Source organism: Acinetobacter sp. 1294596 (assembly GCF_000582925.1).
Taxonomy (GTDB): domain Bacteria; phylum Pseudomonadota; class Gammaproteobacteria; order Pseudomonadales; family Moraxellaceae; genus Acinetobacter; species Acinetobacter radioresistens.
In genome coordinates, this window is sequence record NZ_JFCC01000009.1 from 43943 (window position 1) to 68838 (window position 24896).

General features: G+C 40.6%; 24 protein-coding genes. 10 read left to right on the top strand and 14 right to left on the bottom strand.

Going from position 1 to position 24896, the window contains the following annotated elements; translation table 11 throughout:
• Positions 1–99 precede the first annotated feature (99 nt).
• Both J502_RS05670 and tehB read left to right on the top strand, forming a co-directional pair.
• Entirely contained in the window at positions 100–1770 is a 1671-nt protein-coding gene (locus J502_RS05670; RefSeq protein WP_005406265.1) for an FMN-binding glutamate synthase family protein, read from the top strand.
• 76 nt (positions 1771–1846) lie between these two features.
• Complete coding sequence (tehB, locus tag J502_RS05675; RefSeq protein WP_005406457.1) at positions 1847–2716, top strand: SAM-dependent methyltransferase TehB; 870 nt, start codon at positions 1847–1849, stop codon at positions 2714–2716.
• A gap of 115 nt (positions 2717–2831) precedes the next feature.
• Here the strand turns inward: tehB and J502_RS05680 are convergent, their stop codons facing one another.
• Genes J502_RS05680 through J502_RS05695 form a run of 4 tightly spaced genes read right to left on the bottom strand, consistent with a single transcriptional unit; the run spans position 2832 to position 6573 of the window.
• Positions 2832–3863 carry an alpha/beta hydrolase gene (locus tag J502_RS05680; RefSeq protein WP_005406242.1) on the bottom strand — a complete coding sequence of 344 codons (1032 nt, stop codon included), beginning with the start codon at positions 3861–3863 and terminating at the stop codon, positions 2832–2834.
• Positions 3863–5002 carry a YdcF family protein gene (locus tag J502_RS05685; RefSeq protein ID WP_005019973.1) on the bottom strand — a complete coding sequence of 380 codons (1140 nt, stop codon included), beginning with the start codon at positions 5000–5002 and terminating at the stop codon, positions 3863–3865. Before J502_RS05685 ends, J502_RS05680 begins: the two co-directional genes overlap by 1 nt.
• 7 nt (positions 5003–5009) lie before the next feature.
• A complete protein-coding gene (gene murB / locus J502_RS05690) occupies positions 5010–6092 on the bottom strand; it encodes a UDP-N-acetylmuramate dehydrogenase (RefSeq protein WP_005019972.1) in 1083 nt (360 codons plus the stop codon).
• On the bottom strand, positions 6064–6573 hold the full coding sequence (locus J502_RS05695; RefSeq protein WP_005406331.1) for a low molecular weight protein-tyrosine-phosphatase: 510 nt from the start codon (positions 6571–6573) through the stop codon (positions 6064–6066). Before J502_RS05695 ends, murB begins: the two co-directional genes overlap by 29 nt.
• A 116-nt stretch (positions 6574–6689) precedes the next feature.
• Between J502_RS05695 and J502_RS05700 the strand changes: the two genes are divergently transcribed.
• Positions 6690–7850: an iron-containing alcohol dehydrogenase gene (locus J502_RS05700; protein WP_005406490.1), complete on the top strand. Its 1161-nt coding sequence runs from the start codon at positions 6690–6692 to the stop codon at positions 7848–7850.
• Positions 7847–8281 (top strand): acyl-CoA thioesterase, encoded by a 435-nt coding sequence (locus J502_RS05705; protein ID WP_005406338.1) that lies wholly within the window; start codon positions 7847–7849, stop codon positions 8279–8281. Before J502_RS05700 ends, J502_RS05705 begins: the two co-directional genes overlap by 4 nt.
• Before the next feature lie 5 nt (positions 8282–8286).
• Here J502_RS05705 and dnaX read toward each other — a convergent pair whose 3' ends face one another.
• The 5 genes from dnaX to J502_RS05730 all read right to left on the bottom strand — a co-directional run bounded on the left by dnaX (position 8287) and on the right by J502_RS05730 (position 15347).
• The gene (dnaX, locus tag J502_RS05710) at positions 8287–10452 is read right to left on the bottom strand and encodes a DNA polymerase III subunit gamma/tau (RefSeq protein WP_005406472.1); all 2166 of its coding nucleotides are present in this window, start codon (positions 10450–10452) and stop codon (positions 8287–8289) included.
• A gap of 180 nt (positions 10453–10632) precedes the next feature.
• Positions 10633–11592 (bottom strand): methyltransferase, encoded by a 960-nt coding sequence (locus J502_RS05715; protein ID WP_005406230.1) that lies wholly within the window; start codon positions 11590–11592, stop codon positions 10633–10635.
• Between the two features lie 25 nt (positions 11593–11617).
• Positions 11618–12880: a serine hydrolase domain-containing protein gene (locus tag J502_RS05720; protein WP_034683384.1), complete on the bottom strand. Its 1263-nt coding sequence runs from the start codon at positions 12878–12880 to the stop codon at positions 11618–11620.
• A gap of 84 nt (positions 12881–12964) precedes the next feature.
• Positions 12965–13819: a MaoC family dehydratase gene (locus J502_RS05725; protein ID WP_005406250.1), complete on the bottom strand. Its 855-nt coding sequence runs from the start codon at positions 13817–13819 to the stop codon at positions 12965–12967.
• A 136-nt stretch (positions 13820–13955) separates the two neighbouring features.
• A complete protein-coding gene (locus tag J502_RS05730; RefSeq protein WP_005406451.1) occupies positions 13956–15347 on the bottom strand; it encodes a 3-oxoacyl-ACP reductase in 1392 nt (463 codons plus the stop codon).
• A gap of 239 nt (positions 15348–15586) precedes the next feature.
• Between J502_RS05730 and J502_RS05735 the strand changes: the two genes are divergently transcribed.
• Positions 15587–17077 carry an acetyl-CoA C-acetyltransferase gene (locus J502_RS05735; RefSeq protein WP_034683385.1) on the top strand — a complete coding sequence of 497 codons (1491 nt, stop codon included), beginning with the start codon at positions 15587–15589 and terminating at the stop codon, positions 17075–17077.
• A 228-nt stretch (positions 17078–17305) separates the two neighbouring features.
• Here the strand turns inward: J502_RS05735 and aceI are convergent, their stop codons facing one another.
• Entirely contained in the window at positions 17306–17731 is a 426-nt protein-coding gene (aceI, locus tag J502_RS05740; protein WP_005026289.1) for a chlorhexidine efflux PACE transporter AceI, read from the bottom strand.
• A gap of 87 nt (positions 17732–17818) precedes the next feature.
• Between aceI and aceR the strand changes: the two genes are divergently transcribed.
• From aceR to J502_RS05760, 4 genes are all read left to right on the top strand, one after another.
• On the top strand, positions 17819–18706 hold the full coding sequence (gene aceR, locus J502_RS05745) for an HTH-type transcriptional regulator AceR (RefSeq protein WP_005406336.1): 888 nt from the start codon (positions 17819–17821) through the stop codon (positions 18704–18706).
• A 92-nt stretch (positions 18707–18798) separates the two neighbouring features.
• Positions 18799–19788 carry a transaldolase gene (tal, locus tag J502_RS05750; protein ID WP_005406479.1) on the top strand — a complete coding sequence of 330 codons (990 nt, stop codon included), beginning with the start codon at positions 18799–18801 and terminating at the stop codon, positions 19786–19788.
• A gap of 78 nt (positions 19789–19866) precedes the next feature.
• The gene (gene leuE, locus J502_RS05755; RefSeq protein WP_005026293.1) at positions 19867–20520 is read left to right on the top strand and encodes a leucine efflux protein LeuE; all 654 of its coding nucleotides are present in this window, start codon (positions 19867–19869) and stop codon (positions 20518–20520) included.
• 131 nt (positions 20521–20651) lie between these two features.
• Positions 20652–21833, top strand: coding sequence for a benzoate/H(+) symporter BenE family transporter (locus tag J502_RS05760; protein ID WP_034428885.1), 1182 nt, complete (start codon positions 20652–20654; stop codon positions 21831–21833).
• A gap of 17 nt (positions 21834–21850) precedes the next feature.
• Here J502_RS05760 and J502_RS05765 read toward each other — a convergent pair whose 3' ends face one another.
• The 4 genes from J502_RS05765 to J502_RS17255 form a co-directional block, all read right to left on the bottom strand.
• Complete coding sequence (locus tag J502_RS05765; protein ID WP_005406308.1) at positions 21851–22195, bottom strand: DMT family transporter; 345 nt, start codon at positions 22193–22195, stop codon at positions 21851–21853.
• Positions 22196–22219: 24 nt separating this feature from the next.
• Positions 22220–22663 carry an RDD family protein gene (locus J502_RS05770; RefSeq protein ID WP_005026299.1) on the bottom strand — a complete coding sequence of 148 codons (444 nt, stop codon included), beginning with the start codon at positions 22661–22663 and terminating at the stop codon, positions 22220–22222.
• 637 nt (positions 22664–23300) lie between these two features.
• On the bottom strand, positions 23301–23678 hold the full coding sequence (locus J502_RS05775; protein ID WP_005406272.1) for a hypothetical protein: 378 nt from the start codon (positions 23676–23678) through the stop codon (positions 23301–23303).
• Positions 23679–23954: 276 nt separating this feature from the next.
• Positions 23955–24068: a hypothetical protein gene (locus J502_RS17255; RefSeq protein WP_373867487.1), complete on the bottom strand. Its 114-nt coding sequence runs from the start codon at positions 24066–24068 to the stop codon at positions 23955–23957.
• A gap of 304 nt (positions 24069–24372) precedes the next feature.
• Between J502_RS17255 and J502_RS05780 the strand changes: the two genes are divergently transcribed.
• Complete coding sequence (locus J502_RS05780) at positions 24373–24816, top strand: universal stress protein (protein ID WP_005026303.1); 444 nt, start codon at positions 24373–24375, stop codon at positions 24814–24816.
• The last annotated feature ends 80 nt before the right edge of the window (positions 24817–24896 follow it).

A 24896-nucleotide genomic window follows, 5' to 3' on the forward strand; every position in this document is an offset into this window, starting at 1 on the left:
TCTTATGTGACTGAGAATGAACAAAACTGTCATTGAGAAATACAGCCCGGCTTGGCAAGTTGAATCTATTGAAAAATATTAAAAGGAAAGCTGAATATAATGGCAAGCCCAGCACAAACAATACGTCATAAGCTCCTCAATACATTTTTCTCAAGACATTCAGTCTGGTTTCTGTGCATTCTGATCGCATTAGGTATTACCATGCTTAGGCTATTCTATGAGCCACATTATATTTATTACTTCGTTTCAGATACCTTGCTTAACAGTGTCTGGTTAATCACAGCTTTGCTCAGCCTGCTGGGTCTCTATGATGTTTTGCAGAATCGTCACTCGATCTTAAAAAACTATCCGATTATGGGACACTTTCGCTATATTTTTGAAGATTTTCGCCCAGAGATCCGGCAGTATTTTATTGAATCGGATCATGATGCACTGCCATTTTCACGGGTACAGCGCAGTCTGGTATATCAGCGTGCGAAAAATGAAAATTCAGATAAACCCTTTGGCTCAATTTTAGATGTCTATCAGGCAGATTATCGTTTTATTACTCACTCCCTGGCACCTTGCTCACCAGCAGATCCGGCCACTTTTCGTATTCAGATTGGTAATGAGCAATGTACTCAGCCCTATAGCGCTTCAATTTTCAATATCTCTGGCATGAGTTTTGGCAGTCTCAGCGCCAATGCAATTCTGGCGTTAAATCAGGGTGCCAAGATGGGTAACTTTTACCATGACACAGGAGAAGGCAGTATCAGCCCTTATCATCTGGAGAATGGTGGCGATTTGGTCTGGCAAATTGCCAGTGGTTATTTTGGCTGCCGGACGCTTGACGGACAGTTTGATGAAGGAAAGTTTGCTAAACAGGCGCAACTTGAACAGGTTAAAATGATTGAACTCAAACTGTCCCAAGGCGCCAAACCGGGTCATGGCGGTATTTTGCCAAAGCATAAAATTTCTGAAGAAATTGCCCTAATTCGGGGAGTAAGTCGTGATCGTGACTGCATCTCTCCTGCTACCCACTCTGCTTTTCGTACACCGATCCAGATGATGCACTTTCTGCAAAAACTACGTGATCTTTCTGGTGGTAAACCAGTAGGCTTTAAGCTCTGTATTGGGCATCCATGGCAATTTATGAGTATTGTAAAAGCTATGCTGGAAACCAAAATTGTACCGGATTTTATTGTAGTCGATGGCTCTGAGGGTGGTACAGGTGCAGCACCAATTGAATTTAGTGACTATATTGGTACACCTCTGCGTGAAGGCTTACGCTTTGTACATAATACCTTGGTGGGTACCGGTTTACGTGATCAGATCAAGATTGGAGCAGCGGGTAAAATCGTCAGTGCATTTGATATTGCCAGTACATTTGCACTGGGCGCAGACTGGGTGAATTCAGGTCGGGGGTTCATGTTTGCAATTGGCTGTATACAGGCACAAAGCTGCCATACCAATCAGTGCCCGGTTGGGGTAGCTACACAGGACCGTGACCGACAAAAAGCTTTACATGTGCCCACCAAAGCTGAACGGGTTTTTAATTTCCATAAAAACACTTTGCATGCCTTGGCAGATATGATAGCAGCAGCAGGCTTGCGTCATCCTTCGGAACTTGATGCACACCATCTGGCACAACGGATTAATGACCGGGAAATTAAAAATTATGCCCAGTTGCATTATTTTATGGAGGAAAATGCCCTTATTAATAACCAGCTTCAGGATAAAGAAAATTTTTATTACCGCATGTGGCAAATGGCCAGTGCTCAAAAATTCTGAACTGTAAAAAGCTGAGTACATACATTCTTCACTTGGCTAACTTGATCACCATAAAACTCTATCTGAGGAAAACACGATGAGTAACTTGCGCTGTTATAAACAAATGCCTGTATGGTCTAATAAAACCCTTCCTCAGAATTTCCGCGAGAAACATAATACTCAAGAAGGGACTTGGGCTAAATTGACAATATTGCAGGGCGAACTGGTATTTGCCATGCTATCAGAAAATGGTGAAATAATTTCTGAAGAAACTTTTAATGCTAGTCATCAACCTTCCTTAGTCTCACCTCAAGCATGGCACAAAATTGTCTCTACCAGTTCCGATATTGCCTGCCAACTTGAATTTTTCTGTGAACCTGAGCGTTACTTTGAAAAGAAATATGGACTAGTACCAACGCATTCCGAAATACGTATGGCGAGTAAAATTCTGCACAGTGCAGGTACCGCACTTGATCTTGGTTGTGGTAGTGGCCGCAATACACTTTTTCTCAGTGAAAAAGGTTTTGAGGTCGATGCATGGGATATTAATGAAGCTAGCATCAATAAGCTTAATGAAATTATTGATGCAGAGAAAATTCATCATATTCACACTGAGATACGTGACCTGAACCAGAATCCCATTATTGAAAAACGCTATAACTTTATCTTTTCAACGGTTGTGCTGATGTTTTTACAGCCCGCTACTATTCCCCGACTTATAGAAGAAATGCAAAAAGCAACTCTGCCTGAAGGTTATAACCTGATTGTTGCGGCTATGGATACACCAGACTATCCATGTAATGTTGATTTCCCCTTCACCTTTAAAGAAGGAGAGCTCATTCGTTATTATACGGGTTGGAATATCTTACAATATAATGAAGATGTTGGTGAGCTACATCGGCTCGATGAGCATGGTCGCCGGATAAAATTGCGTTTTGCTACATTACTGGCAAAAAAGCAGGCTTGAATATAAAAGCATACTATTCACTAAAAACTACAAAGCCAGATCATTACTCTGGCTTTTTCAGAAGATTATATGACGCTAAGTTTTATTAGTACTTAATGCCAGATCATGAGCTTATTTATTCATAATAGTATTTTGAAGGTCTGGCATGTAGAAATGCCGGAATCAGCCCGGTAAGTGCAGCCCGAATATCAGCCCGCTCATTAATGAGTTGATGCGAACCCTCTTCAAGCATAAGCAGGGTCTGTAATCGGAATTTTCGCCGAATAAATTCAATGTTATAACGCCAGTCTACCGTCTGGTCCAGGGCTCCCTGAGCAAGCCAGACTGGTATTCGGCAAGCCGGTCGCTGCTCCATTTCCAGCATCCACCGCGACATCGCCAGAATCCAGTCCATACCCATCATACGGGGCTGTAAGGGATCTTTTAAGCGAATAAAGCGCAGAAATTCCGGATTATGGTTATTACGCCGGAAATGTCGAGGCACTTGCCGCTTGATACGCCGGATAATACCGAGGCCAACCGGGTTATGCCACCATGCTGTTTTTGCAGGTCGAATGAGTGGAGATAAAAGCAAAATACGATCAACAATCGGATTACGGCGTTGCTCAGCATATTCGAGCAAATGATGCATCCAGATTGCGCCTCCCGTACTCTGTCCAATACCTAACCATGGTTGCGGCAACTGGTCAGCCTGACGGACATACTGATATACGGCCAGTAAAACCTGCTGATAATGATCAAAATTCTGGATATTGGCCGGCGAACCGTCACTTAAGCCATGCCCCGGCAAGTCATATGTTATTACGCTGAAGCCCTGTTCAAGTATTTCACGGATGATTGGCTGGTAAATGCCGCTGTGTTCAAGATAACCATGCAGCAAACAGACCGTACCTTTAATTTCAGCAACTCTCGGTTTAAAAACCTGTACATGTAATCGAAAAAGTGGCATGGGAACATAACCCTGCCATTGGTCACAGTACAGCAGATTTAAACCATAAAGTTTGCGATAAGCCAAAATATCAACTGAGGGCTCATACGGGCGGTTCAGATTTAATGGTTCTAGAAGCTGTGAAGTAATTTCACGGCTAGGTATAGGCAAGTCAAGTTGGGTAAGTACATTCGGATTTAAAAATGGGATATCTGACATTAAGGTACCTCCCGGCAGCCACTTGAGCCAAATAGGATATCGCGAATTGTGGCCAGCATTTCGTAATTGGCACGGCGACTGTGATCATAATTCTGCCGGCTTGGACGCCAGTCTGTTAATTTTGAAGGCATAGGCGCTTCAACCGGTATGGTTTCTATACCGTTTAGTGCAAATAAACGGCGTGTACGTGGCATATGATAAACATCCGTGATCAAGATTACTGTAGGTGCCCCACCTTTTTTCTGTAAAAGCAATGAACTGAACCGTGAATTCTCACAGGTATTCATACTGCGGTTTTCCAGTAATTTTGCTTCTACATTTCTTTCTTTTAGCCAAGCCTGCATATAAGGGGCTTCTACCCCGCTTAAAACAATGGGTAAATGGTATTGTTTTTCGACTTCCAGGGTTTTCTCGAGCCGCAAGCGGGTATATTTATTCACTACAATATCTTTCTGGTTATCAGCTAAAGTTAAACCGCCACCTAAAACAACAATTGCATAAGGTTTGCTGGAACTTGCCGGATAGACTGGTTCATTTTTTTCTTTTTGTATTTGGGCAATATCCTGATAAATTTCGCTTTCTACTGCCTCTTGCTGTTCAACCGGATGTGTCATCAGGAAATCTATATATTGCTCCATTAACACCTTATTCTCTGCGCTATTCAATTGCAGAAGCTCACGCATGTCTTCAACCGAATCGGAGACTGGCTGTTCTTGTTCCTGTCCTTTTTTATCAACAGATGGAACCAGTAATGGAATAACCGGTTGGTCGTCCTTATCGTTTTCTTCTTTTTCCTGTTCTTCAATAATAATTTTTTGCAATGCTTTATAACGGGCCTGTAGCGTAGGCAAATCCTGTGCATTCTGGTTTTGCATAGACTGCTCCATCAGCTTTAAGTATGCCTGACGGGCAATCCAGAGATTTGAACCAGGCTCTAGTTCCTCATATTCGCTCAGGGCGGCCATTTCCTGACTTTTTGCTGCCACCTGGTTGACTTCTACTGGCACAAAAGTATTAAGAGCCTTGACCACCAGCTGCGAATAAAAAGGGGTATAGATAAAAACCATCAGACAGCCGAGCAGTACAAATATGCCTGCGGCAAGCTGTACTAAACGCACCATCCAATGATACTGAGCCATAAACTGTTTATTCCGTATGTGAGCAAATCTGGGCTATTTCATTATAGAGTACCGGTTCCGGCTCGAGCATGATGTTAAATTTCTGATAAACATCGTGCTGTACCGCGCAGTAAGTAGCTTTGATATCTTCTAATGACGCTTCAGCATAATTGACCAGGACCAGTGCCTGTTTTTCAAACATGCCTACCTGACCCAGACGCTTGCCCTTCCATCCTGCCTGCTCAATCAGCCAGCCAGCTGCGATCTTGGCCTGACCAGTCAACTGGGGGTAATGCGGTAGTCTCGGGAATCGCACTGCCAGTTTCTGATAAGCCTCATTACTAATTACAGGATTTTTAAAAAAACTGCCGGCATTAGGATATTGTGCCGGGTCAGGTAACTTACTTTGTCGAATATGAATAACCTGCTGTTGCAGGTTTTCGGCACTCTGATCACCTGCCATAGCCAGTTTCAGATCGCCATAGTTCAGCTTGAGCTGCGGTGTTTTTAATAACCTGAATGTTACATGGGTAATAATGTAGCGATTTGGCTGATCTTTAAAAATACTGTGCCGGTATGAAAAACCGCAGTCTTTAGCACAGATCGAGTCAAACTGGCCAGTTTCACGATCATATACTTGTACCGATTCAATAAAATCCCCAGCTTCTACCCCATAAGCACCAATATTCTGTACAGGTGACGCGCCAACTCGTCCTGGAATTAAAGCCAGGTTCTGTAAGCCATACAAGCGTTTTGTGGTGGTATAGAGTACAAACTCATGCCAGACCTGACCGGCACCCACCCTCAGGCTGCGGCTTTGTTCATCTTCATCTAAATACTCAATACCTTGAATATCAATATGCATGACCAGTGCATTAATCTTTTCAGGTAGAAGCAGGTTACTGCCACCAGAAAGTACAAGAATATTCAGCTGATTCTGGATAGCATATTGAACCGCAGCCGGAATCTGCCGAGTCTGTTCAATGTGAATGTAATGGGAAGCGACACTGTTAAGCTTTAAACTGTTAAAAGGTTTAAGTTGAATATTATTTTGAATCTGAATCACATCTAAACCTTTTAAATTACTGACCAAACTGACTTTTAAATACATTTATCCAGGCACGACTGCTTGATTCACACTGATCCAGTACCCGCTCAAAACCATCAAGTCCGCCATAATAGGGATCGGGTAAAGCCTGCTTGGAATATTCAGGGTCATGCTCACTCATCAGAGCAACTTTTGCACGCAGGCATGTTTCGCCATATTCAAGACCAGCTTGATGCATTACTGCTTGTATATCTTCAAGACTCTGATGATCCATTGCCAGAATCAAGTCAAAATCAAGAAAATCCTGAGTCTTTAACTGACGAGCTCTTAACGTTGAGAGATCATAACCACGTTTTTTAGCATGCTTCTGACTCCGTTGGTCAGGTGCTTTACCTGGATGATAATTACTGGTGCCAGCTGAATCAACGATTACATTTAACTGATACTCGTCACAATAATGCCTCAGGACAATTTCCGCTGTGGGAGAGCGGCAAATATTTCCTAAACAGACACACAACACCTTATACGGCGCTTTGGACGACATAACGACCTCAAGTACAGCTTTCTTTTGAAGAGTCTTATGTTAAGTTATTTACAGGATGAATCCTATAGAACTGTAAAACAATAATGTTCAATTTTTTAAAGAATTAAGGAAAACGTATGGGCCAATTTCAGTTTCAAACCGTTCCCAATATTATTGCTGGGCTAGGCTCAATTGAGAGACTCAAGCAAATCTTGATAGAGCAGAAGTCCAAAAAACTGTTATTGGTTACCGATCCGGGAATGCTGGCTCAGCAGCTTCATCAACCTGTTTTAGATATTTTACATAGCATTGGACTTGAATATAGTATTTATGCTGATGTACAGGCTGATCCACCAGAAGACGTAGTCCTGGCAGCCGCCCGTTTTGCCCGAGAAGAAAAAGCAGACATTATTTTAGGCTTTGGTGGCGGCAGCTCTATGGACGTTGCCAAGATTATTGCCCTGCTTGCGCATCCTGAACAACAGCAAAAGCTCCAGGAGATGTATGGTGTAAATCAGGTCCAAGGCGCACGACTGAAATTAATTTTAATTCCCACCACTGCTGGTACCGGCTCCGAAGTCACGCCTATTTCGATAGTAACCACTGGGGAAACAACAAAAAGTGGAATAGTATCATCTGTGCTTTTTGCAGATACTACTATACTCGATGCAAATTTCACCCGAAATTTACCACGTCATATTACTGCAGCGACCGGTATTGATGCGATGGTGCATGCTGTCGAAGCCTATACATCTAAAATTAAAAAAAATTTCTATGCGGATTTACTCGCAGTTAAAGCGCTCCAGATTCTTTATACAAATTTAAGACCGGTACTTGAAAATGGCCACAATATGGAAGCCCGGCAGAATATGCTGGTCGGTTCAATGCTTGCCGGGCAGGCCTTTGCCAACTCACCAGTGGGTGCGGTACATGCCTTGGCTTATCCGCTTGGTGGACACTTCCATATTTCACATGGGCATAGCAATGCTCTGGTTTTTACTGAAGTCTTAAAATTTAACCTGACTCATGCCAAGCAGCACTATGCTGAATTGATGTTACATATTGAACCTAAAAGTAGTGGCTCAGTAGAAGGCCTTAGTGATCTGTTTATTGATCATATGCAAAATTATCTGGACATCACTGGCTTACCCTTGACTTTGCAATCACTCGCCATACCTGAGCAGGCTTTAGAACAGCTGGCACAAGATGCAATATTACAAACCCGGCTATTACAGAATAACCCCCGTGAGCTGGGTTATGAGGATGCCCTCAATATATATCGAGCCATTTATTCATGAATAAGCCTGTAATTACCGAACGCAAGCATTTTAAATTTTTCTTGCCGATTCAGACTCGCTGGGCAGATAACGATATATACGGGCACGTCAATAACGTAACCTATTATAGCTATTTTGACACGGCGGCTAATTCGCTGCTGATTCAGAAAGCAGGGTTTAACATTCATCAATCCCCTGTAATTGGGCTGGTAGTTGATTCTGCTTGTAGCTTTTTTCAGGAACTGTCTTTTCCTGAAATAATTGAGGTTGGCGTAGCAATTGAACGTATCGGCCAATCTTCTTTAACATATCGTTTAGCGATTTTTAAACAGGGTCAGCAGCAAGCATCTGCACAAGGTCACTTTGTTCATGTGTTTGTAAATCGTAAAACACGAAAAAGCACTCCCATATCTCAACAGATGCGGGAGGATCTAGCCACTTATTGTTTATAAAACAATCATAATTTTAACTGGATATTTTGCAGCTCGGCATCAAAAAGATGAATTAAACTCTGAATTGCAGGCTCCTGCTGTAGTAATTCTTTTGCACGCTGGTACGCTTTTTCCTTGCGTACCGTTTGCATGATATATGGCGTGATCTGCTCAATTTCTTTGTATTCCACTTGAAACTGTGTATCGGGCCATTGCTCTTTCATGGCTTGCTCTAAAGCATGCTGGAGCTGAGACAGCATTCCTTCATATTGTTGTGGAATTTGAAAAACTGACAGGCCATTAATCGTGCCTGTCATCAATCCATGCTGGGCCAGCTCTTGAACGGCAGGTGATAACTCGCTATTCCTAAACCAGTATTCCCATTTTTCTACAGTCCAGTCATGCTCTAACTGCTGAGGTGCCAGTGTTAGAATATCCTGAGGCATCAAGTGACCAGAGTTTTCATATTGCTGAGCGCTAATACCAGCTTTTTCCAGCTTAGTATCAGACAATTTTTCATCAGAAAAACTATGAGATACCTGCTCACTCTTTCCCCCGGTTTTAAAGGACTCGGCTACAGGTAACTCAACAAATAAATCTTCCGCAGATATGGTAGGCGCTGTTTCACTCTGGCTAAGATCTTTTAGTATATCGGGTTGGGTGCTTACTGCCAGTTCTGAAATGACTGCAGTATCAGGTTCAAGAAATTTAGTATCCAAAAGATCAGCAGAAGGCGCTACCGGTTTAGGCTGAATATTTAAACCTGCCTCATCAAACCCGACCAGCCCATCAGCCGAGTTTAAATTGAAGCTCAGCATTTCATTTGCTGCTGAACTTTCCTCAGTATTACTGTCCGGAACAGCTGGTTCTAGCGGTTTTTTCTCAAAAGGTTCAGAAGAGTCTGCTGTAGTTTTAGGCACAGTGTCTGGCTCTGCTCCAGCGAGTAATAACTCTTCAGAAATAAAATTTGTCTCAGGCTCAAATTTCTCTGCTAAAACTGTTACCTGTGGTTCAGACAGATGAGGTGCTGTATTAACTTCTGCCGATGCTGAGGAGCTACTATCAGGAACCGCCTGTCCAGAATAGTCTATTGATATTTCATCAGGTGCCAAAGGCCGAAAAGCTAACAGCCGTAAAATACACATTTCAAAGCCCTGCTCTTGCGTAACAGACAGTTGCAGGTCAGCTCGTCCTTTACAGGCAATTTGATAATACAGTTGCAGGTCTTGCGCTGAAATCAGGCGTGAGAGCTGTAAAATTTTACGGTTAATCTCATCACTGTATTTAAGGCCTAGGTCGGGCAAATATTGTAATAGAGCCAATTCGTGTAAGGTCGAAATCAGCTGATCCAGAACAAGTGAAACATCCAGTGCCTGATGTCTAAACTGTAATAAAAGCTGGCTGACCCGGGCCTGATTATTCTGATGAATGGCCAGAATCAGGTCATAGATGATAGTGCGGTCGATCAGCCCCAGCATCTCTTTGACATCCTGATGGTGTACCTCACCCTGACCATAAGCAATCGCCTGATCTGTCAGAGACAATGCATCACGTAGGGAGCCTTGGGCAGACTCACCAATTTGCCAGATGGCGTCACTATCAGCATTAATCTCTTCTTTTTGTAAAATTCGGGTTAAATGTTCAGTAATCTCATCAACTGCTAATGGTCGCAAGGTAAATTGCAGGCATCGTGAAATAACCGTAATAGGTAATTTCTGCGGATCTGTGGTAGCGAATAAAAATTTTACATGCTCTGGCGGCTCTTCGAGCGTTTTCAGGAGTGCATTAAAAGAGTGAGTAGAGAGCATATGCACTTCATCGATCAGATAAACCTTAAAGCGTCCCTGAGTCGGTGCATAAGGTACATTGTCGAGCAGTTCGCGGGTATCTTCAACTTTGGTTCTTGAAGCGGCATCAATTTCAATCAGATCAATGAAACGGCCTTCATTGACGGCTTTACAGGTAGCACATACTTCGCATGGTGTAGAAGTAACACCGGTTTCACAGTTTAAGCACTTTGCTAAAATACGCGCAATTGTTGTTTTGCCTACGCCACGTGTACCTGTAAATAAATAAGCATGATGCAGACGGCCACGTTCTAACGCATTGGTCAGCGCCCGTGACACATGGCTTTGCCCGACCAGCTCATTAAAGTTGCGTGGACGATATTTTCGCGCAAGTACTTGATACATGTATGCTCCTTTTTGCCTGTATAAGCATACTGTTTTTTTGCAGCTTAGTGAATGAGCCGATGTCATCAATTGCTTTTAAAACGACAAGTCACTACTTTGCGTTTGAATATGAAAATAATTTTTGAAACCAGATACGCTTTTACATTTATGTATATTTAAAATTTCTGTGCTTTTAAACTATCAGGCAATCTTGTGAACACATAGAATAATGGCTGCAATTCGCTCCACACCTGAATAATATGGCTGTTCGAGTTCTTCACCAAAAATATCCGGATCGATTTCCTGCCAGCGCCATGTAAATTTTGATTGTCCTTTAAACCACTCTTCAATTCGTTCCTGTAATACGCTTTGACCATTACGGATGGCAACCCCTGTATATAAAAACAAGTGTCCATTTCTGTAAAGATGAGTAACCCCTTGCTGCACAATATCAAAAGCCAGCTGTGCACCATCCATTTTATAGCCACCATGCCGATACTGACGCCGCTCCGAGTCTACCAGGTAAGGAGGATTGGCAATAATCAAATCATATTGCTCATGAATTTCCTGATATAAATGACTATTTACTGCACGAAACTTTTCAATGCCCGAGAATTCTGCATGAAGTTCACTTAATAATAGAGCGTGTGGATTAATGTCTACCAATGTAAGTTCTGGCTGAGGGTTAAATTTTTTGGTTGTTAGAATCGCAGTGGCTGCCGTACCCGAACCCATTTCCAGAATACTGCTCACAGAGAATTGCTGTTGTTTTAGGAAACAGTCTAAATGCAAATTAAAACGGTAGGTATCAGGTCCTAAGAAAACAGCATTCTGGCTAGTTGTAGGGTAACTGCTATGGATAAAAATCTCATCATTTAAACTTGAAACACGAAATTTGCAGCGAAACAGTTGCTCCTGCTGTTCAAGCAAATCATGATATTTCAATAGTTCAAATAAAGGTGCCTTGAGATCTGCTGCATAGAACCAGCGATTCCAGCCAAAAATATCTGCTAAAGTTTCTCCTACCGCCGCATGTCTTAAGACCCGTGAATGCGTTTCTGGCGTTACACTGATAAACTGATAAGCATTAGCTTTAAGATGTTTTAACAGATCTAGTAAAGCTTGCTTCTTGGTTTGTAAATCTGAAAGCTCTATGTCCATATATGTCCTTTTATATTATTTTAATTCAAGAGAACCATCCTTTCCTACCAGTAAGTACACCATCTGCACAGCGTAAAGCTTCTTGAGTAAGTGCCCACAAACGGTAATCTCCAGTCATGGAACCCATCTGGAAATTATGAGTATAGGCAAAACTCAAATTACGCTCAGGATCACACCAGGCCGCTGAACTGTTATATCCCATGTGCCCAAAACCTTGTTGGGCGGCCTTACCCAGCGTAAAGATCCGATGATAGCCCAAACGCCAGTTCATGGGTACAGGCATAACCCGGTCGCGAGCAAAACTCTGAATACTGCTGAGCTCCTGAAAAACTTCTGGTTTAATCAAGACCTTACCTTTCCACTGTCCATGATTAGCCAACATGGCATAAATTTTTGCCAGACTATGCGCATTAAACACACCATTGGCTGCGGGAACCAAGGCCTGCAGGCCGGCCTCATTAAAGAAGCTAAAGTTTTTCATTCCTTTAGGAACCATAGCATCTTGGAAATCTTGAGGGTTCTGTCCACTCCAGTAAAACAGCTTTTCACTGAATGATGTTTTTCTTTTTGTTTTCTTTGATATTTGATTGTTATGTTCCTTCCGGACTGGTTTAGAGGCAGCAAAAGGACGAGCTACACGCTCCAGTTCAGTCAAGGGAAGACCAAAATATGCACCATCTAACCCAAGTGGTTCTACCAGATATTGTTGCATTAACTGAGATAAAGTTTGACCGGTAACTTTCTCAAGTAGCCCGCCGACCAGCCAGCCAAAGGTTAAAGCCTGATAAGCAACGCCCTCTCCTGCTGAAAAACGTGGTTTAGCCTGCTCGAACACTGTTAACATATGCTGCCACTCAAGCATTTCTGCAGCGTCATTAATCAGGTTGCGGATATCATATAAACCGCTTTGATGAGACAATATATGTCGTAGCGTCAGCTTGTCTTTCCCTTGCTGTGCAAATTCAGGCCAATATCGACCAATGGGTGTGTCATAGTCCAGAAAGCCTTCACTTACCAGAATATGAGCCAAAGTGGCCAATACGCCTTTACCGGTTGAATAGCATACTGCCAGCGTATCGGCTTGCCCGTTTTTAGTTGCAGATTTTTTGCCAGTATAAATATCAACAACTTTTTTTCCTTTAAAATAAACTGCTAACCCAGCCCCTCCGCTATTTAAACGGTTAGACTGCAATCGGCTAAACAGCTTTGCTAAATCTCTGAATTCAGATTGACATTCACCCTGATAATGCTGGTGTCCATGAAGAATCCATTCTTGAATGGCTGACATATCATTACTCTTATTTTTAATCTAAATGTTTTAATTCAATACTTACTATAAAAAAGCCTGAGTTATGAAACTCAGGCTTAAAACTTACAACGCTTTAATACAACCCGCAACATGGGGTTTATGCGATTTGGCATTACAAATCAGGAATACTGTATCTTGGCCTTGCTTGGCAGAGAGAAGCTCTACCCGGGAAGGTAAATACATAGGTAATTTAAAATTCACATCGGCTTCATAAGCTTCTGGTAGTTCAAGACTTGCCAGTGCTCGAGCCTTACTCCACATACCATGCGCTATTGCCTGCTTGAAACCAAATGCCTTGGCTGTAACAGCATGAATATGGATCAGGTTGAAGTCTCCTGAGACTAAAGCATAGCGGCGTCCGGTATTTTCAGAAATATCCCATTTTTCTTTCAACTGATATTCTGGTTCCTGTTCAGCCTTTACCTTTTCAGCCGCTTTTACTGTACTTTTCTGACGAACAAGATAGGTAGTCAGTCCTTCCATCACGACCTGGTTACCAGCTTTAGCAGTAGTGATAAAGTCGAATTGTATACCTTTATCATGGGGTTTAAGTTCACCAAACCTGCAAGACAACGTCAGCTCTTCACTGGTTTTGATGCTACGGGTTTGACGTACCATATTGCGAATATGTACCAGCCCCAGAATTGCAAACGGGAAAGCTTCCTGCGTCATCATATGCATTTGCAGACTTTGTGAAAGTACTGCCAGATAAATTGCAGGAACCTCTCCATTATTTTTAAAGCCGCACACTTCATTGTAGGCTTTCAGATGTTTCTGATCGATCTTAAGAGAGTCCACAACATATTCAACTTGTGGCAATACTTTCTCAGCTTTAGGCTTTTTAAAAATCAGTCCCTGAATAACTTTTGGATAAGCCAGATAAGGCTTAGGCAACTGGCTAAAATGACGTGTGTGCATACTCAACCTTCATCAATATCTTTTTTATAAATAAAATTCCCTCTCCCTTGCTCAGGAAGAGGGCCAGAGAGGTTTAAATCCACCTCTCCTTTTATACTGCTCTTCCCTTTAATGGAAAAGAGTTTTTATGAAAAATTTACGCGCCTAACAGGCTTTGTCCACAGACACGCACAACGTTGCCATTTAGGCCTGTAGATGCAGTTGAGGCAAACCATGCTATCGTTTCAGCAACATCTACCGGTAAACCACCCTGACTCATAGAGTTCATACGGCGTCCGGCTTCACGGATTGCAAATGGTATGGCTGCGGTCATTTGAGTTTCAATAAAACCCGGGGCAACTGCATTAATGGTAATCCCATTTTTCAGAAGTGGTGCGGTAAATTTAACCAGACCGATTACGCCTGCTTTAGAGGCAGCATAGTTAGTTTGGCCCAGATTACCCGCAATACCTGATATGGAGGATACGCATACAATACGGCCATTGTTATTTAAGCCATCATTTTCCAGCAGATAGTCATTAATACGCTCTGCCGCAGACAGGTTGATATTTAGTACCATGTCCCAAAGTTCAGGCTTCATATTGGCCAGCGTCTTGTCACGGGTCACACCGGCATTATGCACAATAATATCCAGACCACCTTTTTCTGCGGAAGCTGTCTTAATTTTTTCACCTGCATCAGCTGCGGTAATATCCAGTGCCAAAACTGAACCACCAATACTTGCTGCAACCCGGTCAAGGTCAGCTTGCTGCTGTGGTACATCAAGACAAATCACATGAGCACCATCACGTGCCAGTACCTGTGCAATCGCCTCGCCAATACCACGGCTGGCACCAGTTACCAATGCCACTTTGCCATCTAAAGGTTTAGCCCAGTCAACATTTACCACTTCAGCTTTAGATACACGGATTATCTGACCAGATACATAAGCTGAACGAGGTGAAAGCAGAAAACGTAGAGTAGATTCAATATTTGCTTCAGCGCCTTCATCTACATATACAACTTGAGCGGTAATACCCTTTTTGAATTCTTTGCCAACTGACTTAACAAAGCCTTCTAATGCGCGCTGGGCAATTGCCTGTTTTACTGTTTTGGCATGCTCAGGTGTAATGCCTACTACAATCACTCTGCCAGAAGTCTGAATCTGGCGGGCAACCGGATTGAAAAATTTATACAGTTCATTTAACTGCTCAGAGTTCTGGATTCCGGAAGCATCAAATACCACTGCCTTAAACTTGGACTCTTTATCGCCAGCATTAAAAGCACTGAGGTTCAAGCCGGTCTGGGCTGCTGCCTGCTGTAGTTCAGCATTATTACCTGCATAGCTATTTGCATGGATATTGTTTAAAACCTGTGCAATTTCACCAGACAATGTGCTTGAGGGTGCTGCACCTAAAAGTACTGCTCCTTTAATAACAGGCGCAGCTGACTCAAAACGGTCCAGCTGGATTGGCGATGGTAAACCTAGATTCTTGATGACAAATTTACCAATTGGAGATTTTGCAAATACCTGGTATTGATCAGTCATGTTTATTATCTCTCATACAATTTAATTTGAATGAACCTGGAGTTCTGTTGACTTTAGAAGTAATCTCAAACAGTTATATTTCAAAGGGTCCACCGGATTCTAGCAAAATAATACTTGAGTTACTGTTTTGATGTCTTGACCTGAAAGCTCCATGCAATGTCATTGTAGTCAATTCAGGCTATTCTATAATATGTTAATGTAACACATCAGAATATCGTAAACGTGCTTGGAAAAGCCTTATGACTAAAACAACTCAAGAAAATCAGGCGGTCGAGAATTCTGCTCGGGAAAACGTGTCAAATACATCAAAAACAGCATCACGTACTGCTAAAAGTACGACCAAATCTCCCAAAGCAGTAAAATCCACTTCTAGCCGTAGCAAAAAAACTGTCTCTACTGCAGCTAAAGTTACTTCGTCTAATCCATCTTCTGTTCAACAGGATCAAAACATGAGTCAAAACACAGTTCGCCGCGTTGCAATTATTGGTGGTAACCGTATTCCATTTGCACGTTCAAATGGTCCTTACTTTACTGCATCCAATACTGATATGTTAACCGCAGCATTAAATGGCCTTGTTGAGCGTTTTAATCTGCAGGGACAACGTATTGGTGAAGTTGTTGCTGGTGCTGTTCTGAAACATAGCCGTGACTTTAATATGACACGCGAATGTGTACTTAATACTCAACTTGCACCTGAAACACCTGCTTACGACATCCAGCAGGCATGTGGCACTGGTTTACAGGCTGCCTTTTTGGTTGCAAATAAAATTGCCCTAGGCCAGATTGATGTAGGTATTGCTGGTGGTGTGGATACCACTTCCGACGCGCCAATCGCTTTTGGGGATGGTTTACGTAAGGCCTTACTCGAACTCAATATTGCCAAAACTGCAAAAGACCGGCTAAAAGCCTTAACTAAAATTAATGTTAAAAACCTACTGGATGCGCCTAAAAATGGTGAACCACGTACCGGCTTGTCTATGGGGGAACATCAGGCGATTACTGCGCTCGAATGGGGAATTTCCCGTACTGCACAAGATGAACTGGCTGCATCAAGCCATCATAAGCTGGCTGCAGCCTATGAAGCAGGTTTTTTTGATGACCTGATTACTCCTTTTCTCGGTGTTGAACGTGACCAGAACCTTCGTCCGGATTCATCTGTCGAGAAACTGTCAAAACTGAAACCTGTTTTTGGTAAAGGTGAGACAGCTACTATGACCGCAGGCAATTCGACTCCCCTAACTGACGGTGCATCTGTTGTATTGCTGGCATCTGAAGAATGGGCAAAAGCTAACGGTCATGAAGTACTGGCTTATTTGACCTTTAATGAAACTGCTGCTGTCGATTTCGTTAACAAGAAAGAGGGACTGCTAATGGCACCTGCTTATGCAGTTCCACGTATGCTTGAACGTGCCGGTCTGAAACTTCAGGATTTTGATTATTATGAAATTCATGAAGCTTTTGCTTCCCAGGTACTTTCTACCTTAAAAGCATGGGAAGACCCAGCTTTCTGTAAAGAGCGTTTAGGACTGGAAGCGCCACTTGGGTCAATTGATCGCTCTAAATTGAATGTTAATGGTTCCTCACTGGCAGCAGGGCATCCATTTGCAGCGACTGGCGGCCGTATTTTGGCTACTGCTGCAAAACTGATTAATCAAAAAGGTTCTGGCCGGGTACTGATTTCAATCTGTGCAGCGGGTGGACAGGGTGTTACAGCAATTGTAGAAAAATAATTTCTGCTTTGTGAATGAATACAAGAAGGCCGCTTAATGATTAAGCGGCCTTCTTGTATTTTCTTGTCTTAAACTCATAATAGCTGGTTTTTTACCACCCTATTCTATCTAAGGCATTTAATCTGGCTTTTATATAATATCTACAATGATCTTTAATTTTAATTATCTCTAACTTTAAGATCAGAACATGATAAAAATTTGTTTAACACCGGCCTTCCTGTCCGAGACTTATCGATAATCTGGTGCATATCCCAGCCGCATTTCGATGCGGTCATAAAACCACTGGAAGATAAAAGTATATACCAATATACATAATGTCATGCCAAGGTCCAGCAGAATAGCTTGGCCCAAGCCGATATTTAAAGCATAAGCCACCATTGGAATAGTCGCGAGCATTAAACCACCTTCAAAACCAACTGCATGACAAATTCTCACCTTAACTGTTCTTTTAAGCTGATGCCTGTGTTCAAATTTTTCAAAAAAATGATTAAAAATCATATTCCAGATCACTGAAGTAATTGCCATGACCACACCAAGTGTACCTGACACTTCCATTGGTACTTCAAATAGGAAACTTAGTGCAATCGCAATGATAATTAATAAAATAATTTCATAACTCAGCGCATGGATCAGCCTGCGCTTGGACAATAACATGACTTTCACCTACAAATTTATTGATAAGTTTATTTTATGTGCATAATATTGTCTAATCTAATTAACTCCTTTCATTTTTTTTGATAGATGAATATAAATCAAGACCAGCTCACTATTTTTAAAACAGTAATTGAAACAGGTTCTTTTTCAGCAGCAGCGCGCAAACTGGGAAAAGTCCCCTCGGCTGTAAGTATGTCAATTGCAAATCTGGAAATTGATTTAAATCTTCAACTCTTCAAACGTAATGGACGTGAGCCTGTGCCTACCTCTCAGGCTTGGGTGCTCTATGAAAAAACTGAACAGCTACTGGTTGAGATTAATCAATGGAAACAGCATGCCTTTGCATTAAGCAATGGTCTTGAGTCCTCTTTAACCATTGTAGTGGTGTCGGAGCTGCTTTATACCAATTGGACTGATTATGTCAGTATTGTTGAAAAACAGTTTCCAGAACTGCAAATTAATGTTATTTCCGCACCACAAGAAGATGCTTTGCAGATGCTGATTAATCGTAGTGCCCAGCTGGCGCTTATGTTTGAGCGTGAACAGCTGGATAGTCGGGAACAGTTTATTGAACTCAAGCGTGAAGTCATCGTACCCGTAGCTGCCTATACTCATCGCTTGGCTGCTTCTAAACAGGTAATATTTGAGGATATTTTAAAAAGCAGACAAATTGTAGTCGCGAGTCGTGATCATCTGATTAAACCTGAACTGCTTTTTTCAAAACAATACTGGCGTACCGATAATCACTACTCAGCCTGTGCCATGATCAGCCGGAATTTGGGTTGGGGAATTTTGCCCCTAGAAATTTTTAATAAGAATGCACAGCTTGCCAAAGATTTAAAGATTCTGGAAATTGCCGATTTCACCCCAAAATTTGAATATTATGTCGATCTGGTCTGGAGCCGGGAAACTGAACTGGGCGCAGCTGCACGTTTTTTAATCCAGCATCTTCGAGAAAAGCGTTTAAATGTATAAGAAATATTTTGATTATTAATTTTCACTTTAGCCTGTCAGGCTTTGTGATATAACTGATTTCACAACTATTTTAATTTTAGACTTTGATAGCAATGACACATTCAGCGTTAAACCAATTAAAAAATTTGACTACCGTCGTGGCAGATACGGGCGACCTTGAAGCCATTCGCCAGTTTCGTCCTCTGGATGCTACCACCAATCCTTCGTTAATCACCGCAGCAGCAGCTCAGCCGGAAAACAGGACATTAATCGAATCTGCTTTTGAACAGGCAAAGCAGGAAAATTTTACTGAAGATGCCCTGATTGAACGTACGATTGATATTTTAACAGTTAAATTGGGCGTTGAAATTTTAAAGCTAGTAGAAGGTCGTGTATCTACGGAAGTTGATGCTTCTTTGTCATTTAGAACAGAAGCTACAGTTAAGAAGGCTCATGAACTGATTGAACTTTATCAGCAGTACGGTATTGATAAAAAACGGGTACTGATCAAGATTGCCTCAACCTGGGAAGGTATACAGGCTGCCAGAATACTCGAAGCGGAAGGTATTCACTGTAATCTGACCCTGCTGTTTGGCCTGCATCAGGCCCAGGCATGTGCAGATGCCAAGGTTACTTTAATTTCACCATTTGTAGGACGGATTCTGGACTGGTACAAAAAGTCTGAAGGCGTGGAAAGCTATCCAACTGAGCGTGACCCCGGCGTGCAGTCTGTGAAAAAAATCTATTACTATTACAAACAGCAAGGTATACAGACACAGGTAATGGGTGCCAGTTTCCGCAGTATCGACCAAGTGCTAGGTCTTGCTGGATGTGACCTGCTTACTATTGCCCCTTCATTACTGAGCCAGCTTGAAGAAGACGACCGTGAAATTCAGACAACTCTAAGTATTGAACAAGCAAAACAGGCCGAACTGATTGAACGCCCGGCACAGACCCCAGAGAGCTTTGCCAGTGAACTGGACAAAGACCTTATGGCTTATCAGCTGCTTCTAGGCGGTATTGATGGCTTTATTAGTGCACGTCATCAGCTTAGCATCCAGTTACGCCAAATGTTTGGTATGGATGCTGAAATTAAGCCTTAAATCTTGTTTCTCTGCATTTTTACTGACCGCTTTTGGTTATAATGACCTCAAGCGGTTTTTTATTGCAGAGCATCGCCCGTGTTTGGTATTGCTGATCTGACCACCTATATTATTGGTACGGTCTTAATTATTCTTCTTCCCGGTCCTAACTCCTTATATGTTATGTCAATTGCTTCCCGTTACGGTATTAAAGCCGGCTATCAGGGCGCTTTTGGTGTATTTGTAGGGGATGTTATTCTTATGTTTTGCACTGTACTCGGCGCAGCCTCCTTACTTTTGGCTTTTCCATGGGTGTTTACAGTTGTGAAAGTTTTGGGAGCCTCATACTTAACCTATCTGGGATTTAAACTCCTTAAAGCGAGTATCAGTACTTGGCGTAAAGCAGTTTATAACCGCCAGGTAGAAGCTGAGTTACAGACTATTTACCGTATTCGCCCTTTTCGAACAGCTTTAACCGTTAGCCTGCTCAATCCTAAAGCCATACTCTTTTTTCTTTCTTTTTTTGTTCAGTTTATTGATCCTGATTATCCTCATCCTGCGCTCAGTTTTATGACCCTCGCTATTATTTTACAGGTGACCAGCATGAGTTATCTGACCTTACTCATTTTCTCAGGTAGAAAACTTTCAGGCTTTTTTAGGCAGAGCCCGAAAATCAGTTCTGTCAGCGTATTTCTGGTTGGTCTTTTATTTTTCAGTTTTGGAGTCAAGCTTGCTACTAGCAGTTTAACTTGAGCACTTTCTCATATAGAAAATAATTGTTGATTCTTATCATAAATAAACGTGAAAAATACTTTAAGCACTTATCTGACGAGCGTATGATGTCTGCATTTTAAACGATTTAATATAAATATTAATAAGTCATGATGCAGAAACTCCTTGAGGATATTTCAATACCTGCCATTTTTGCAGGTTTCATTACTTTTCTGGTGGGCATTAGTGTTTCAGCAGTTCTGGTTATACAGGCTGCTCAGATTTTAGGTGCAACTTCAGAACAGATCAGTTCATGGTTCTGGGCGTTAGGTCTGGGAATTGGTATATCCGGTCTTTTCCTTTCATGGAAGTTTAAATATCCGGTAGCAACCTCTTGGTCAACTGCAGGTCTGGCACTGATCATTGCAACAGGTAGCGGATATACCCTTTACGAGGCAATTGGTGCCTTTTTCGTATGCGGTCTACTCACTGCAATCTTGGGTTTTTCAGGCGTATTCAAAAAAGCCTTGTCTTATATTCCTCAAAGTCTGACCAGTGCTATGCTGGCTGGAGTATTACTCAAATTTGGTATTGCACTTTTTGCCAGTCTGCAAACTAACTGGGGGTTTATTCTTTCTATTCTCGCGATTTATATACTCAGTAAGCGCATATGGCCACGCTATAGTATTGTGCTCACTGTAATCGGTGGTATAGCAGTCTGTCCTCTATTTATGGAGTTTCATACGCCGGTTGTACAATGGTCGTTAGCTCAACCCGTATGGATGGCCCCTGAGTTTAGCTGGTCAGCGGTTTTAGGACTGGCCTTTCCTCTTTTTGTTATCAACATGGCTTCGCAATATCTGCCAGGTATTGCCATGATACAGAGCTATGGCTATAAACCGCATATTAATCAGTTGATTGGCTGGACAGGACTGTCACAAACACTACTCGCTCCTTTTGGTTGTTATAGTGTAAATATTGCAGCAATCAGTGCAGCAATCAGTCTGGATGATCAGGTTCATCCTGATCCTGCAAAACGTTATATTGCCGGTATGAGCTGTGGATTTTTTTATATTCTGGTAGGACTTTTTGCAGCCACACTGACTAGTTTACTGATGTCATTTCCACAGGTATTTATTACTGCGCTTGCCGGTATAGCCCTGTTTGGTACTATTGGTCACAACATTGCTTTAGCTTTTCATGAGATAGAGGAACGAGAAGCAGCCCTGATGACCTTTTTATTTAGTGCATCAGGTGTACAGTTTTTAGGTATCGGCTCGGCATTTTGGGGGCTGATTTTTGGTATAATCGTTATGTTAGTCTTTAAATTTAAAACCAAAATAAAAGTTACTTAAGCTTGGTACGCAGCAGACTAATGACCAACACTTGAAGAAAAAAGATTAATTACCAGTACACCGCCAATAATCATACTAATACCAATGATTGCGGCGGAGTCTAAAGACTGCTTGAAAAAGAATATGCCAATAAATGCAGTCAATACAATACCGACACCACCCCATATGGCATAAGCAATACCGATAGGGATAACTTTAGTGACTTGAGATAACAGATAAAAGGATAAAATATAAAATAATGCCACAGCAAAAGTCGGGCCTAATTTGGTAAAACCCTCAGATTTAACCAAAAATGTAGTACCAATGACTTCAGAGATTATGGCTATAGCTAGCAATAAATAAGAAAGAAATACTGGATCCATCTATATTTACTCATTAAAAATATCTTAGATTTCACGCACTACCACACTTTTGGCCATTTTATCATGCCATCCCTGCTTTTTAGGATCAAAAGCTATCCAGATCAGGCCAATAAGAAAAACCAGAGTAGCCGGTATATAACCAATATAGCGTAATATACTTTGTCCTAAAGTGAGTTTATTTCCCGTTTTTTCATCTAGAACCTTTAAGCGCATTAACATTTTGCCAGGCGTAGCCGCAGCAAATAGCCAGAACAGTACACTATAGAATATAGGAAAAATATAATTCATGAGTATGTCAAAATATAAGTTTTGTGGCTGATCACTTAACCCGGTAGCAAAGATCAAATCGAAATCCCCTGCATAGAAAATCCATGCGGCTGGAATAATGGCTAAAAACATAATTAGAGCATCTATAATAGTGGCGCCAAATCTGACCCAAAAACCGGCATACTCATATTTATAAGACATTTAGGCATTCTCCTTATATTTCAAATTTATAAGAATATAAATAATAAGTTTTATCCTAAAGGATAAATGCCTTTTTTCAAAGAATTGCAGAATATAACAATTAATTTTGTTATGAGGCTGCTATAAAAAAAGCATCCGAAGATGCTTTTTTCTCTAAAATACTGCTAATTAAACATCTGACCAAACGCATATATAACGATCATAAGCAGAAAGGCAGATGAAGAAGTTAATAATAATTCTAAAGCGTCCATAGTCCACCTTTTTCTTTGAAGTGGTATATTTTTTATACAGCACTACTTTCTCATAATCAATAACAAAAAGTGACAATATATTTCAATTATCTTATAAAGATTCTTATATTTGCTTATTTACCACCTTAATTTTTTCATAATTTTTATAAATATCTCTATTTCTTAAACTTAATCTAAAAAAATATTTAAATTACTCTTTATTAATTCTTAGTGTCATATTGTAAATATATATGTCTATCTAAAAATAAATTACTTTTTATTTTAAAAAACTTATTCTGCTTTTATTAAAGATAATATCTCCTTTATTAAGAGCATTAAAATATTACTCAAGTTATTTTAAATTTTCTTTTTACTACTTTGATAAAAAATTTTTCTTTGCTCTGATTTTATTTTACTTTATTACCTGGGGAGAAATGATTAAGGATTGCCTCTGCATGATCATACTTTTTCTTGGATTTCAGATTTTGATCTAAAGGACTGGATTTAATCACTTCAATTAATTTCGCTAGCCATATTACAAACTCTTGGCTATCTAAACGGTCAGGAATACAGCTAAAATCAGTTTTTCCCGAGCTATTAGATGATATAAGTTCCATTTTGCTCAGGTCTTCATAACTTATTGGTAACTTAATAAGTAGCTTTTTGTCTTTTTCTAGTAGTTTTAATAAAAGTGCATTCAGATCTCCCAATGGATCAAAAGAGAATCCTTTTTCTTTACTTACACTTAAATAGATATTTTTAGCTATACGCAAGTTACGGCTCATAGTAGTCCTTTTTATTTCAGAACATGAAATAAAGTTACTATGTTTAAAGGTAATAAAAAATTTAGGTTTAACGTATTGAATGCTATGAAGTGTACCTAGCGTAACCACATGGTTCTAAAAATCCATTAAAGCAATTCTTGTTTGATGCTATTGAAAGTTTAAGTGAAGAGTATAGCGTTTATGTATTCTAAATATATTGTGTAATTTAATTAATAACTAAAAGATAGATAACTCATTTTGTACCAAAGGTTAACTATCTTTTCTGCTAATTCATAGTCAAGAAGGATGTATAAAATAAAAATTGACTACCAATATTATAAGTAAAATAATTGCAGCTATGAGATAGGTATTGATTGTATTGAAGCTCTTGATAAACTTTAAAATATTCATAATCTTTTAATTTTACATACACTTATTTGTAATCAATATTTTAACAAATGGTAAAATAATGTATCAAGCTTTTATAATTTTTAGGAGAGAGTATGGCTATTTTTTAGACTCAAAGATATGAAAATACAATCTTTAAAATTAAAGAACCTTAAAAATTAAAGTGTATATTTTTTATCACAGAATAGTGAATTAACTTTTCCCAAATTAAGTAGTTATAATTTCCTAATATTCTTGTTGTCAGCGATTTAATATAATAAACAAAACGATAAGCCAAACTTTTCACTTTATAAAAGGACATAATATTATGATATATCAAAATATTTTAGCACCCATTGATGGTTCTTCAGTCTCTATGGCAGCAGTAAAGCATGCGATTACACTTGCTAAAACATTTCAATGTCAGCTTTCAATTATCAGTATTGTTGCGGTTGACCCTTTCAAAGGAATTGATTTTTATAGTGCCTTACCTAATTTAAAAGATTACTATCTGGCCGCTAAGGCCGAGGCAGAAAAGCTACTAGATGAAGTAAATCAATTATGTATTGAACAGAATGTAAAGGCCGATACGCGTGTTGTTATGGGTGAAATACCGTCAGTTGGCATACTTAAAATAGCCGCAGAAGTAAAAGCTGATCTGATTGTAATGGGTTCTCATGGACATAAGGGACTACAAAAATATATGCTCGGCAGTGTAGCGCAAGAAGTTCTCACCAATACTGAAACGCAAGTGATGATTGTTAAACAGTAATATCTTAAATTATAATAATTTTTTCTAAAATCTTGCTAAGGCTATATTATTTATATTTACTATAAAATGATGCTCCGGCA

Coding starts and splice junctions, on each gene's coding strand:
- J502_RS05680 (WP_005406242.1), bottom strand. CDS start 3,863: ATGTCAGATATCCCATTTTTAAATCCGAATGTACTTACCCAACTTGAC.
- J502_RS05765 (WP_005406308.1), bottom strand. CDS start 22,195: ATGGATCCAGTATTTCTTTCTTATTTATTGCTAGCTATAGCCATAATC.
- J502_RS17255 (WP_373867487.1), bottom strand. CDS start 24,068: ATGAATATTTTAAAGTTTATCAAGAGCTTCAATACAATCAATACCTAT.
- aceR (WP_005406336.1), top strand. CDS start 17,819: ATGAATATAAATCAAGACCAGCTCACTATTTTTAAAACAGTAATTGAA.
- murB (WP_005019972.1), bottom strand. CDS start 6,092: ATGTATTTAAAAGTCAGTTTGGTCAGTAATTTAAAAGGTTTAGATGTG.
- J502_RS05760 (WP_034428885.1), top strand. CDS start 20,652: ATGCAGAAACTCCTTGAGGATATTTCAATACCTGCCATTTTTGCAGGT.
- J502_RS05730 (WP_005406451.1), bottom strand. CDS start 15,347: ATGACTGATCAATACCAGGTATTTGCAAAATCTCCAATTGGTAAATTT.
- J502_RS05700 (WP_005406490.1), top strand. CDS start 6,690: ATGGGCCAATTTCAGTTTCAAACCGTTCCCAATATTATTGCTGGGCTA.
- dnaX (WP_005406472.1), bottom strand. CDS start 10,452: ATGTATCAAGTACTTGCGCGAAAATATCGTCCACGCAACTTTAATGAG.
- J502_RS05695 (WP_005406331.1), bottom strand. CDS start 6,573: ATGTCGTCCAAAGCGCCGTATAAGGTGTTGTGTGTCTGTTTAGGAAAT.
- J502_RS05685 (WP_005019973.1), bottom strand. CDS start 5,002: ATGGCTCAGTATCATTGGATGGTGCGTTTAGTACAGCTTGCCGCAGGC.
- J502_RS05770 (WP_005026299.1), bottom strand. CDS start 22,663: ATGTCTTATAAATATGAGTATGCCGGTTTTTGGGTCAGATTTGGCGCC.
- tal (WP_005406479.1), top strand. CDS start 18,799: ATGACACATTCAGCGTTAAACCAATTAAAAAATTTGACTACCGTCGTG.
- J502_RS05715 (WP_005406230.1), bottom strand. CDS start 11,592: ATGGACATAGAGCTTTCAGATTTACAAACCAAGAAGCAAGCTTTACTA.
- J502_RS05775 (WP_005406272.1), bottom strand. CDS start 23,678: ATGAGCCGTAACTTGCGTATAGCTAAAAATATCTATTTAAGTGTAAGT.
- J502_RS05720 (WP_034683384.1), bottom strand. CDS start 12,880: ATGTCAGCCATTCAAGAATGGATTCTTCATGGACACCAGCATTATCAG.
- J502_RS05735 (WP_034683385.1), top strand. CDS start 15,587: ATGACTAAAACAACTCAAGAAAATCAGGCGGTCGAGAATTCTGCTCGG.
- J502_RS05725 (WP_005406250.1), bottom strand. CDS start 13,819: ATGCACACACGTCATTTTAGCCAGTTGCCTAAGCCTTATCTGGCTTAT.
- aceI (WP_005026289.1), bottom strand. CDS start 17,731: ATGTTATTGTCCAAGCGCAGGCTGATCCATGCGCTGAGTTATGAAATT.
- J502_RS05705 (WP_005406338.1), top strand. CDS start 7,847: ATGAATAAGCCTGTAATTACCGAACGCAAGCATTTTAAATTTTTCTTG.
- J502_RS05780 (WP_005026303.1), top strand. CDS start 24,373: ATGATATATCAAAATATTTTAGCACCCATTGATGGTTCTTCAGTCTCT.
- J502_RS05670 (WP_005406265.1), top strand. CDS start 100: ATGGCAAGCCCAGCACAAACAATACGTCATAAGCTCCTCAATACATTT.
- tehB (WP_005406457.1), top strand. CDS start 1,847: ATGAGTAACTTGCGCTGTTATAAACAAATGCCTGTATGGTCTAATAAA.